General features: G+C 43.1%; 11 protein-coding genes. 5 read left to right on the top strand and 6 right to left on the bottom strand.

The annotated features are described in order from the left end of the window. Positions 1-16: 16 nt before the first annotated feature. Positions 17-1,447 (bottom strand): magnesium transporter, encoded by a 1,431-nt coding sequence (gene mgtE / locus SOI83_RS07100; RefSeq protein WP_320676003.1) that lies wholly within the window; start codon positions 1,445-1,447, stop codon positions 17-19. 63 nt (positions 1,448-1,510) lie between these two features. On the opposite strand from mgtE, the gene SOI83_RS07095 reads away from it, so the two are divergent. Then, positions 1,511-1,990, top strand: coding sequence for a glutathione peroxidase (locus SOI83_RS07095; protein WP_320676002.1), 480 nt, complete (start codon positions 1,511-1,513; stop codon positions 1,988-1,990). Here SOI83_RS07095 and SOI83_RS07090 read toward each other — a convergent pair. The 4 genes from SOI83_RS07090 to gyrB are packed head-to-tail and all read right to left on the bottom strand — an operon-like array spanning position 1,965 to position 5,022. Next, complete coding sequence (locus SOI83_RS07090; RefSeq protein WP_320676001.1) at positions 1,965-2,339, bottom strand: fluoride efflux transporter FluC; 375 nt, start codon at positions 2,337-2,339, stop codon at positions 1,965-1,967. The two genes, SOI83_RS07095 and SOI83_RS07090, sit on opposite strands and share 26 nt — an antisense overlap. Further along, complete coding sequence (locus SOI83_RS07085) at positions 2,332-2,757, bottom strand: fluoride efflux transporter FluC (protein ID WP_320676000.1); 426 nt, start codon at positions 2,755-2,757, stop codon at positions 2,332-2,334. Before SOI83_RS07085 ends, SOI83_RS07090 begins: the two co-directional genes overlap by 8 nt. Further along, a complete protein-coding gene (locus SOI83_RS07080; protein WP_320675999.1) occupies positions 2,720-3,046 on the bottom strand; it encodes an SH3 domain-containing protein in 327 nt (108 codons plus the stop codon). Before SOI83_RS07080 ends, SOI83_RS07085 begins: the two co-directional genes overlap by 38 nt. A gap of 8 nt (positions 3,047-3,054) precedes the next feature. Continuing rightward, positions 3,055-5,022 carry a DNA topoisomerase (ATP-hydrolyzing) subunit B gene (gene gyrB / locus SOI83_RS07075; RefSeq protein ID WP_320675998.1) on the bottom strand — a complete coding sequence of 656 codons (1,968 nt, stop codon included), beginning with the start codon at positions 5,020-5,022 and terminating at the stop codon, positions 3,055-3,057. Positions 5,023-5,191: 169 nt separating this feature from the next. On the opposite strand from gyrB, the gene miaA reads away from it, so the two are divergent. The 4 genes from miaA to cysE all read left to right on the top strand — a co-directional run bounded on the left by miaA (position 5,192) and on the right by cysE (position 8,810). Next, entirely contained in the window at positions 5,192-6,103 is a 912-nt protein-coding gene (gene miaA / locus SOI83_RS07070) for a tRNA (adenosine(37)-N6)-dimethylallyltransferase MiaA (RefSeq protein ID WP_320675997.1), read from the top strand. Between the two features lie 49 nt (positions 6,104-6,152). Next, positions 6,153-6,818, top strand: coding sequence for a translation initiation factor IF-3 (gene infC / locus SOI83_RS07065; protein WP_320675996.1), 666 nt, complete (start codon positions 6,153-6,155; stop codon positions 6,816-6,818). A 245-nt stretch (positions 6,819-7,063) separates the two neighbouring features. Continuing rightward, complete coding sequence (locus tag SOI83_RS07060; protein WP_320675995.1) at positions 7,064-8,053, top strand: GntR family transcriptional regulator; 990 nt, start codon at positions 7,064-7,066, stop codon at positions 8,051-8,053. Positions 8,054-8,075: 22 nt separating this feature from the next. Then, positions 8,076-8,810, top strand: coding sequence for a serine O-acetyltransferase (gene cysE / locus SOI83_RS07055; protein ID WP_320675994.1), 735 nt, complete (start codon positions 8,076-8,078; stop codon positions 8,808-8,810). Between the two features lie 20 nt (positions 8,811-8,830). Here the strand turns inward: cysE and secA are convergent, their stop codons facing one another. Further along, complete coding sequence (secA, locus tag SOI83_RS07050; protein WP_320675993.1) at positions 8,831-11,683, bottom strand: preprotein translocase subunit SecA; 2,853 nt, start codon at positions 11,681-11,683, stop codon at positions 8,831-8,833. Between the last annotated feature and the right edge of the window lie 143 nt (positions 11,684-11,826).

Below are 11,826 nucleotides of genomic sequence, written 5' to 3'. Positions count from 1 at the left end.
AAGAGGCTGAATCCACTTATAAAGCTGAACCCCCCACGCCATCAATCTGAGTCAGCAACCATGAAGCAGTTCGCAGATAAATCAACACCCCTGCCACATCTGTAGCAGTAGTAATAAATGGTGCTGACATTAATGCGGGATCAAGGCCCATGCGATCAAACATCAGTGGCAACGCAGCACCAGCAGTTGCAGCCAAGGTTGTTATTGCCATAAGGCTTATGCCCACCGCTGCTCCAACCAATGGGCCTTCACCTCTCCACCAAGCAAAAGGAACAACAAACAACAACATCAGAAGTCCCAATAATGCACCCGCCATAGTTTCTCTAAAAACAGCCTTCAAACGGCCCATGGCCTGAATACTTTGAGTGCTCAGTCCACGAATAACAACTGTTGAACTCTGGGCACCAACATTACCTCCAGTACCTATAAGCAATGGAATAAATGCAGCCAACAAAACAACCTGCTTCAGAACAGCATCATTCATTGCAATTACTTGAGTTGTAAAGCCATTTGCGAAAACTAAAACTGACAACCAAACCACTCGTCTTCGGGCGACAACAAACAAATTACTTTGAAAATAGTCATCTTCATCACCTGCTTGGACAGCACCCGCCGCATATAAATCCCTCGTAGCCTCTTGCTCTATAACGTCAATCACATCATCAACAGTAACTATCCCTACTAAGCGCTGCTCTAAATCAACTACTGGTAATGCCAGAAAGTCATAACGCTGGATTGCCCTAGCCACTTCCTCTTGATCCGTATCAGTTCGAATACTTACAACATCTCTAGTCATTACATCGCCAATCAATGCATCTGGCTCAGCAGTAACAAGATCCCTTAAAGACAGAATCCCTGTGAGGTGTCTCTCTCGATCAGTGACATAAAGGCTATAAATAGTTTCTGTATCAGGCGCCCGACGTCTAACAATGCTTAAAGCCTGGGCTGCGCTATGAAATTCTTTTAAATCTATAAACTCTGTGGTCATCAAGCGACCAGCAGTTTCTTGTTCATAACCAAGCAACTGAGCTGTAACCCTTCGCTCTGCTGGACTTAACTCAGCAATTAATCGACGAACAACCTTTGCAGGCAGTTCATCAAACAACCTCACTCGATCATCAGGGGACATCTCCTCAACAATTTCCAGTACCTCACTTGACCTCAAGCGATCCAGAAGACTTTGTTGAACTGCCGCATCTAAATACTCATAAACTTCTATGGCTTCATCCTTCGAAAGAAGCCTAAAAGCCAAAGCCTGCAAAATTAAAGGCAAGCTACCTATTGCTTCAGCAATATCAACAGGTTGGACTGGCTGGAGCAATAGTTTTACTGCGTCATAGTTGCCAGACGCAAGCATCGATTCCAACTCATTAGCAACCTCATCCACCAAATAAGCTCCAGCGACTGGAGTTTGAGAAGGGATGGGTACCCTATTTGCCTCATTCATAGACGCATAATCAGGGCTCGCTTATTTTATGGCTAATCTTGTCGTGATTAACCATCAAAGCCAATGGGTGTGAATGTAAGCAAAGTTGTAGTCCGTAAAGCCAACGGGACACAAAAATGCCTTGGGGACTACAAAGGCAAAGTCTTGCTAATAGTTAATGTTGCTAGCAAATGCGGCTTCACCAAACAATATTCAGGGCTTCAAGCACTACAAAATACATATGGGTCTAAAGGAATGGAAATTCTTGGGTTCCCTTGCAACGATTTTGGTGGACAAGAGCCAGGCACCCTTGAAGAGATAAAGAACTTTTGCTCTTCAACCTATAACGCAACTTTTGAGCTTTTCGATAAGGTGCACGCTAAAGGGAACACAACAGAGCCCTTCACATCTTTAATCCAATCGGAACCAGCTGGAGAAGTCGCTTGGAACTTTGAAAAATTTCTTGTTGGGAAAGATAGTTCTGTTATCGCAAGATTCAAAAGTGGAGTTGAGCCTGAGAGTCAAGAATTAAAAATGGCTATCGAGAAAGCCCTTTCCAATTAATTCTCCTGCCGATCCAATAACCAATCGCAGCTGCACCTAACCCAAAACCCAGGGTCGAACCAACAAGCGTCAACGCATCTTTCCAAAAACCATCTAATAACAATTCAAATGCATTAACAATCCAACCACTGAACGTAGTGAGAGCTCCACAGAAACCAACACCTAAAAATAATTGATAGTTTGAGCGAAGAGAGCAAGCACTCAAAAAGCCAAGAAAAGCCGCTCCAACAATATTTACCAGAAAATTATTCTGGGCTTGAAATCGTATTACTGCTCCAAGAATTGCCCCTAGTGCAATAAGTAGCAATTCAATCTTGTTTACCTTGACAAACAAGAATCTACTAAGCATTGGCTAGTTCATATCCAATGGCGGCAAAAATAATCCCACCAACTACAGAACCAACTAAAAGGAAAAAACTTTCAGCCCAAGCTTTCCTTCTTAATTCCTCTAGTAAATCAATTGCAAATGAGGAAAAAGTACTAAAACTTCCTAGGAGGCCAATTCCCAGAAATAAAAAAGAAGATGATACTAAACGAAACTCGCCAGTTGCTAAGACTGAAGGCAACAAAAGTCCCAACAAAAATGCGGAAAGTACATTAATAAGCATTGTTGGCAAGTAACTTCTTCTAGGCCACACTACTCGCAAGAAATTAGTTACAAAAAAGCGAAGCCAAGCTCCGGCGATTGCACCAATACCTATAACAATAAGTCTTAGGAGATAGTCATCATTAAACACTAATCCAACCCCGACTGGCTGAATGCACACTTCCTAACAAGTCACTCTCTGCCAAGCAAACATAAAGCCATTGAGAACCATGAGGGGCTTGCCATTGATGCAACACCCTTACCGGTGTTCCTGCTTGTAATTTCCTCAGAGAAGGTGCAATAGCAAAAGGACTTGTCTTTAACAGGGAATCATTAAGTGTTAACAAAGGGCTAGGGCCTTGTCGTCTTCTGATTTCTGGTTGCATCCGATCAGCTCCACCTGCAGGCAAGGCAGCTGGAGCAAACAAAGCCAATCCAAGCAACCATCCCCAACGAATGGTGAAACGCATAATTTCCATCAAATATCTAATGCAGCCATATCTAATTCAACACTATGTGTTTCTATAAATTCTCTTCTAGGGGCCACCTTATCTCCCATGAGGATTGTAAAAATCCTATCTGCCTCAAGAGCATCTTCTACCTCTACTCTTTTCATCATGCGTGTAGAAGGATCCATAGTTGTTTCCCATAGTTGCTTAGGCATCATTTCACCTAATCCCTTAAATCTCTGAATTGTATAATTTGCCTTCTCTCCAAATTTAGACAAAGTCTTTTGTAAATCATTTTCGTTGTAGCAGTAAGTATGGCTCTTGCCTCTTTCAACCTTGTAAAGCGGAGGGCAAGCAATATAAATGTATCCACCTTCAACTAGCTCTTTCTGATATCGATAGAAAAATGTAAGTAAAAGTGTTCTAATGTGTGCACCATCTACATCAGCATCTGTCATTATTACAACTCTATGATAACGAAGATTTTTAGAGTCAAATTCCTCGCCTTTAATACCTAAGCCAAGTGCTGTAATTAAAGCTTGTATCTCAGTATTTTTATATATCTTTGAATCATCAGTCTTCTCTATGTTCAGAATTTTTCCACGGAGTGGAAGAATTGCCTGGAAACGTCTATCTCTGCCTTGCTTAGCAGATCCACCAGCAGAATCACCCTCAACAATATAGATTTCGGATTCAGAAGGATCTCTTGAACTACAATCCGCGAGCTTTCCTGGAAGTGTCGAACTTTCTAAAACACTTTTACGTCGTACGAGCTCCCTTGCACGTCTGGCAGCTTCTGCAGCATTAAAAGCTTGAATCGCCTTCTCTAGAATTAGATCAATAACTGAAGGGTTAAATTCTAAATATTGACTTAAAGCTTCTCCCACCAAACTATCAACAATTCCACGAACTTCAGTATTTCCAAGTTTAGTTTTTGTTTGGCCCTCAAACTCAGGTTCAGGCACTTTAACGGACAAAACTACAGTTAGTCCTTCACGTATGTTTTCACCGGCCAAGTTCGAGTCAGAGTCCTTTCGTTTACCTCGCTTTTTAGCAAATGTATTCAATGTACGAGTTAAGACTGTCTTGAGGCCCTCAATATGTGTGCCGCCATCAACTGTTCGAATATTGTTAGCAAAACCTAAAATACTATCGGAATAGGCGTCAACACACCATTGAAGCGCAGCCTCTACTTGAACACCATCTTTACTTGAATTTACGTAAATAACTTCTGGATGCAATGCATCCTTTTCTGTATTCATATACTCAACATATTCTTTTATGCCACCCTCATAAAAATAAATTTCCTCATAAGGATCACCCTCAGCATTAATTGCTGAAGATCTCTCATCACGAAAAACTATTTTTACACCACCATTGAGATAAGCAAGTTCTCTTAAACGTGAAGATAAAATTGTATAGTCAAAAATGATGCCGCCAGTAAAGATTTCGTGGTCAGGCTTAAAGGAAACACTAGTCCCCGTCCTTGAAGATTCAGACGAAGGTTGAGCTTCTGACTGCAGTGTCCCGACAGGAGCTCCCCTTTCAAATCGTTGGCGATGAACTTTACTTTGACGACGAACGGTTACTTCAACCCACTCACTTAAGGCATTAACTACCGAAACTCCAACACCATGAAGGCCTCCTGAAACCTTATAACCTCCACTGCCAAATTTGCCTCCTGCATGAAGAACAGTCAGAACAGTCTCTAAAGCACTTTTACCAGTCCTAGGATGTATATCTGTTGGGATTCCGCGACCATTATCTGTAATCGTGGCTGAACCATTTTCCTCCAATACCACTTGAATCTCATCACAATGTCCTGCAAGGGCTTCATCTACTGAGTTGTCAACTACTTCATATACAAGATGATGCAAACCTCTAGGCCCCGTCGAGCCTATGTACATGCCTGGACGCTTCCTTACCGGCTCAAGCCCTTCCAGTACCTGAATCTGTTCGGCGCCGTAAGCAGCCTGGACCTTGGACTCTTCACTCATTCTTGTATTCGCAGCCAGGACGGGTTATTCAAAGGGGCCTCGTAGACGAGAAACCTCGACCTGACTGGCTCAATTTAACACTGGCTGAACAATCTTGCTCATAACAAATTCTAAGAAAATCAGTCCAACAACCCATCGAACAAAAGCCCTCTAAATTGCAGTTCATCGAGTGACTTCAAATGCATCTCAGCCCCTAGTAATTGTCCTCTTAGGGCCCACTGCAAGCGGTAAAACAGATCTCGCAATCAAGATTGCAGAGAAATTAAAAGTCGGAATCATCAATATTGACTCAAGGCAGCTGTATATCGGAATGGATATTGGTACTGCAAAACCAACACCTGCTCAACAAAAAGCAATACCTCATCACCTCCTTGACCTTCGATATCCCAATAATCCAATCAATCTCCAAGAGTTCCAACAAACAGCTACAGCACATATTGAAAAAGAAATCCAAACCAACGAGATGTCATTACTAGTTGGTGGGAGTGGGCTTTATCTCAAAGCAATTACGAAAGGTCTTTGCCCACCAGCTGTTCCACCACAAACCTCGCTAAGAGCTCAATTAAGCCAACTTGGGCAAGAAGCGTCTCACCAATTACTTAAACAAGTAGATCCCACTGCAGCCTCCCGCATCTCAACGTCTGACTTTGTCCGCACTCAACGTGCTCTAGAAGTATTTTATGCAACAGGCAAACCTATTAGCAGTCAACAAGCGATAAATCCACCGTCATGGAGAATACTCGAATTAGGACTAGATCCAGTCAACCTTCGTCAAAGAATCTCTAAACGAACTAAAGAGATCTATCTAAATGGTCTGATCGAAGAAACTGAGCGGTTAATTCAGATTTACAGCAAAGACCTTCCCTTACTTCAAACTATTGGTTACAAGGAAGCTCTACAGGTCATTAATGGGAGTCTCGATCTAGACGAAGCTATTGAAACCACTACGAAACGCACCAATCAATTCTCCAAACGTCAGCGAACTTGGTTTAAGGGCCAACACAACCCACATTGGCTAAATCATGAGAAACCCCTTAGAGAATCACTGTCGATCATCCAAGCCGGTCTAGGCTGGGATTAGCAGAGCAACTTTTCAGTTATTTATCTGCCCTATTCCATCAACGCACTGAATGCCTCCACGTCCTCGTTTTGACCGTCGTGCTCCTGTTCGGGAGCTTCCAAACATCAATGACCGTATTAACTACCCAAAATTGCGGGTAGTTGACTCAGATGGCACTCAGCTAGGGGTGATCGATCGAGAAGAAGCCCTTGTTGTTGCTAAAGACAGAGAACTAGATCTGGTTCTAGTTAGCGAAAAAGCAGATCCGCCTGTCTGCAGAATCATGGATTATGGGAAATTCAAGTTTGAACAAGAGAAAAAAGCCAAAGAAGCCAAAAAGAAATCTCATCAGACTGAGGTTAAAGAAGTAAAAATGCGGTACAAAATTGACCAGCACGACTATCAAGTGCGGATTGGTCACGCGGTCCGCTTCCTGAAAGCTGGAGACAAAGTCAAATGCACCGTTATCTTCAGAGGCCGAGAAATCCAACACACAGCCCTCGCTGAAACTCTTTTAAGGCGCATGGCACGTGACCTTGAGGAGCAAGCAGAAATCCAACAAGCTCCTAAACGTGAAGGAAGGAACATGATCATGTTCCTAACACCTCGCAAAACACCTCTAATCAAAAAAGACAATGATTCAGCAACCCCTGTTCGTGCTGTAAGAACTATCACAGCACCCCCACGTCCTACTGCGGCAAAGCTTGCAAACAAAACCAAAGCAAACAACGCATGATATTCATTGGTTTCCAGCTACCACCAAAACCTTAAATCTCCTAAATCAGGTCAAATCCACCCCCTTGTGGTTGCCTCAAAAGTCAAAAAATAATCATTATCAATAAATTTTGATTAATTGAACAAATCCCAAATCGAGCTCCCCAAGGGCTTTCTTGAACTGTCACAGTGTCATAGGACAAACAAAGGATTGTCACCGACCGCGTAAGTTCTTATGGTGGCCGCATTGCAACCTGGCCTAGCGGCGTGCGATTCCATATCCAACAGGAAAGCGACATCCCTGCATCTAGTCAGCTTTACAACCAGATTTGCTTTGCTATAGCAGCTCGGCACTATCCTCCTGGACATCGACTGCCTAGCACTCGCCAATTAGCGATGCAAACTGGGCTCCATCGCAACACCATCAGCAAGGTCTATCGCCAATTAGAAACTGATGGGGTAGTAGAAGCCATGGCTGGCTCAGGCATTTACGTCCGAGACCAACAAAAACCTCGCGAAATACGCACTCCTCCACATATAAGAAACCGCGCGGTTACTGATCTAGACCAAGAAGTTCGTAAATGCGTTGATGGTCTTTTGAATGCAGGATGCACCCTTCAACAAACTCGAGAATTACTTACACGAGAAATTGATTGGAGACTGCGCTGTGGCGCCCGAGTCTTGGTAAGCACCCCAAGAGAGGACATTGGTGCGTCAATGCTGATAGCTGAAGAGCTTGAGCCAAGACTCGAGGTCCCTGTTGAAGTGGTCCCCATGGAAGAGCTGGAAAGCGTGCTTGAAAGCTCAAGCAATGGGACAGTCGTGACTAGTCGCTACTTTCTACAACCTTTAGAAGAACTAGCCAAACGCCATGGAGTAAGAGCCGTAGCCGTTGACCTGAATGATTTTAGGCAAGAGCTGACCATGCTTAAAGAACTCAGACCTGGTAGCTGTGTTGGCCTCGTAAGCATTAGCCCAGGGGTTCTGCGAGCTGCTGAGGTGATTCTTCACAGCATGAGAGGTAATGAGCTTTTGCTTATGACCGCCACACCAGATGTCGGGAGCCGGTTGCTCGCCCTACTCCGAGCTGCAAGTCATGTCCTTTGTGATAGTCCTAGCCTGCCCTTAGTTGAACACAGTCTGCGACAAAATCGCTCTCAATTAATGAGAATGCCCCAGGTTCACTGTGCTGAAAGTTATCTCAGCAGTGCAACTATCGAGCAATTACGAAAGGAAATTGGTCTACTTGTCTCGTGAAATAACCAATTAATCTGGTTCAATGCTAAAAGCAATCCAGTCAGATCTAGCAATAATTAAAGAGCGAGATCCAGCAGCTAGAGGCTTGCTGGAAGTTTTTTTGTGCTATCCAGGCTTTCAAGCCCTGTTATTACATCGAGTTAGCCACAAACTTTGGCAATTTGGATTACCTCTTTTGCCACGTTTGCTAAGTCAAGCAAATCGATCTTTGACCGGTATTGAAATTCATCCAGGAGCAAGAATTGGTCAGGGAGTTTTCATAGACCATGGAATGGGAGTTGTCATAGGAGAAACAGCAGAAATTGGCAATCGTTGCTTGCTTTATCAAGGCGTCACACTTGGAGGCACAGGTAAAGCACATGGGAAGCGTCATCCCACACTGGCGGAAAATGTTGTGGTTGGTGCAGGGGCAAAAGTCCTAGGGGCTATAAAGGTTGGTACAAACACCAGAATTGGTGCTGGGTCGGTAGTCGTTCGCGATGTTGAAGCAGATAGCACAGTAGTCGGAGTACCTGGACGCGTAGTTCACCAAAGTGGTGTGAGGATTAATCCTCTAGCTCACTCTGCTTTGCCAGATGCAGAAGCAAACGTGATTCGGAATCTGATGGAAAGAATTGATCAACTCGAAAATCAAGTCACAACATTGCAAAATTGCCTAAATGACTTGTCTAAAGGCAAATCACCAAAAAACCGGCTTTCTGGCAAAGCTCAAAATCTTAAAGACAAAGAAATAATTGAGTTTCTAGGAGATAATTAGCCTGCAGGAAAATACAGTGATTAAGTATTAGCAGGTTGCGATTGAGGTGCAGGCTGAAACATAAACATCGAATAGATAACATTCCTGCGCATATTCGTCATCATCTCTAAGAACATGTCATAGCCCTCATTTTTATATTCAATAAGTGGATCTTTCTGTCCATACCCTCTCAAACCTACCGATTCTCGCAATGCATCCATAGCCTGCAAATGTTCTCTCCAAAGAGTATCTATTTGTTGAAGTATGAAGAACCTTTCAGCCTCTCGCATAAGGTTAGGCCTTTCTTTCTCTATCTGACTCTCCTTAATGTCATAAGCATTACGCAATTGTTCCTGCAAAAAAGCCTTCAATTCTTCCACGCCCAGACCATACAATTGGTCTGGAGTTAGATCATCTAATAAATAAACAAATTCCTGTACCTTAGAAACCAATTGGCCTACATCCCACTCCTCAGGGGGCAAATCTGGATTCACATAAGCCTCGACTATGTCATCCATAGTGCGCTCCCCATAACCAATAACCTGTTTTTTAAGTCCTAATCCTTCAAGAACACGCCTTCGTTCTGAATAAACAGCACGACGCTGATTATTCATGACTTCATCGTATTCAAATACTTGCTTTCTAATATCATAATAATAGGTCTCAACTTTCTTCTGAGCACCCTCTAAAGAACGAGTTAACATACCTGATTCGATTGGCATATCCTCATCAACTCGAAATGCATTCATAAGTGCGGCAACTCTTTCACCCCCAAAAATTCGCAAAAGATTATCACCTAGAGAAAGGAAAAATCGGGTGCTTCCCAAATCACCTTGACGACCAGCGCGTCCACGTAACTGATTATCAACGCGCCTAGATTCGTGTCTTTCAGTGCCTATGACATGTAATCCTCCAGCTTCACGAACACGTACTTCTTCTTGCACGACCACTTCATCGTATTCAGCCTTTACTAACGCAATGGCATTTCTCAATGCCGCAATCTGAGTATCTGTTGTGGGAGCCTTCTCAGCCGCAGTCGAAATTCGATCTTCTAATTCAATAACAGTCAGCGTCCTATCTCCCCATGCTTTAACCAAATCACGAACTAGTTCGGATAGTAATTCATCAGTTTCTTCAGTTATTAAAGATGGGTAAAGACTGCCAATTGCTCTTGCTTCGGATTGTACCTTTACGGATAAATTCTGATCCGATGAAACACTTTTAGCTCCAAAGCCAGCGGGAGATTCATTACTTCGTTGCAACGGAACTGGAGGACGATGTCCTTCTTCAGGCTTAACTAGTCTTGGCAATAAAACTTCCCTTAATTTAAGTCTGGCCATATAATCACTATTCCCTCCAAGAATTATATCCGTACCTCTACCTGCCATATTTGTAGCGATAGTAACTGCACCCGCACGTCCTGCTTGAGCAACAATTTCTGCTTCTCTTTCTACATTTTCAGGTTTTGCATTTAACAAGTTATGAGGTATTTCTTGCTCGGCCAGTAATGCACTTAATAATTCACTCTTTTCAACACTAGTAGTTCCAACTAGAACAGGTCTTCCTTGCTTATGAATCTCTGCAGTCTCACAAGCTACAGCCTTCCATTTTGCAGCTTCAGTTTTATAAACCTGATCCACCCAATCTTCTCTAGCCCTAGGGCAGTTAGTTGGAATAACAGAGGTCTCTAATTTATATGTCTTTTCAAATTCAACCTCCTCTGTCTTTGCAGTACCAGTCATACCCGCCAAACGAGGATAAAGGAGAAAGAAGTTTTGATAAGTAATAGATGCCAGTGTTTGAGTTTCAGGTTGAATTGTTAACTGCTCTTTAGCTTCAATTGCCTGATGTTGTCCATCACTCCAACGCCTCCCTGGCATCACTCGCCCTGTAAATTCATCAACAATTACTGCTTCTCCATCTCTCACTATATAATTAACGTCTCTAATAAATAATTCCTTAGCTTTTAATGCATTTGTAATATAATGAGCCCATGGGTCAGCTGGATTAAATAAGTCACTAACCTTGAGAAATTTTTCTGACTTAGCAAAGCCCTCATCTGTAAGGATGCAGCTTCTCTGCTTCTCATCTACTTCATAATCACCTTCAGGATCTATACCATCTTTAGACATCTCAGCTGCACGCTCTAATTTGGTCACCACCTCAGCCGCCTGCTGGTACTTCTCTTGAGGTCTTTCGATCTGGCCAGAAATAATTAAAGGAGTTCTTGCCTCATCAATCAATATCGAATCGACTTCATCTATCACACAAAAATGAAAGTCTCTCTGTACCACTTCACTAATATCCGTAGCCATATTATCTCGAAGATAGTCAAAACCAAGTTCAGAATTTGTTGCATAAGTGATATCACAACCATAATTCTTACGTCGCTCCAGAGGTGTCATTTCTTGCTGTATCAAACCAACACTCAATCCCAAAAACCGATGAACTTGACCCATCCACTCCGCATCACGACGAGCCAAATAATCGTTGACGGTAACTACATGCACTCCTCTTCCAGTTAAAGCATTTAAATAGCTTGGGAGAGTGGCCACAAGGGTCTTGCCCTCTCCAGTCTTCATCTCAGCTATTTGACCCTCATGCAAGACCATTCCACCGATGAGTTGCACGTCAAAATGACGCATCCCTAAAACCCGCTTGGACGCTTCTCTCACTACCGCAAAAGCTTCCGGCAAAAGATCATCTAATAATTGCCGTTGCCGCTCAAAACTCTCAGGTTTTTCTAGCCTTTGACGAAAGTCTGATGTTTTTACGCGCAGTTCATCGTCACTAAGAGGAGCAATATCCTCCTCGAGGACATTGATGTCAGTAACGATTGGCTGGTACTGCTTCAGCTTGCGGGCATTGGGATCACCCAGCAGTAGCTTGAGCATGATTAGAAAATTGACCTGAGATTTAAACTAAGCCTAACGAAGTTGAACACCATCTACTTGTAGAAATACCTGAGAATTGGAAGAGTTCTTTAGGCATAAAAGATTCTGTTCCCACACAACGCCCTGCCAGATTGATAGGCTCA

It is taken from the genome of Prochlorococcus sp. MIT 1300, from assembly GCF_034092375.1.
Classification (GTDB): domain Bacteria; phylum Cyanobacteriota; class Cyanobacteriia; order PCC-6307; family Cyanobiaceae; genus MIT-1300.
The sequence above is the reverse complement of the archived record's forward strand: the minus strand, read 5'-3'. Positions and strand labels throughout refer to the sequence as shown.